Source organism: Corynebacterium sp. HMSC069E04 (assembly GCF_001813175.1).
Lineage (GTDB): Bacteria > Actinomycetota > Actinomycetes > Mycobacteriales > Mycobacteriaceae > Corynebacterium > Corynebacterium aurimucosum.
On sequence record NZ_KV811706.1, the window covers coordinates 1 to 346 of the forward strand.

Annotated in this window: 1 protein-coding gene; it reads left to right on the plus strand. The window is 50.3% G+C overall.

The window, feature by feature from the left end; all coding sequences use genetic code 11:
- The coding region (locus HMPREF2896_RS12900; RefSeq protein WP_371325895.1) for a hypothetical protein at positions 1-346 on the plus strand (346 nt) is incomplete at both ends.

Here is a 346-nt window from a genome sequence, read left to right on the forward strand (position 1 = left end):
TGATTTCCAAGGCTGATGGCAAGACTGTTCTGGGTGAGGGTGAGAAGACCTTTACTCCGGATGCTGCTAACGGTGAGGTTGTTGTTGAGATCATTGTTGATGAGTCTGTGACTAAGCCGGTTGAGGCTGCGGTTGCTTTCGAGGAGTTGACTTCGGTTGAGGTCAACAAGGATGGTAAGGAGACTCCGGATGCTGATTCGGAGAATCCGAATGACATCGCTGAGCACAAGGACATCAACGATAAGGATCAGACTGTGACCTCTGATGAGGGTGATGAGTCTGGTGAGCCGAAGATTTCGACGAATGCTGACTTTGCCAATGGTGCAACTGAGGTTGTTGCTGGTGC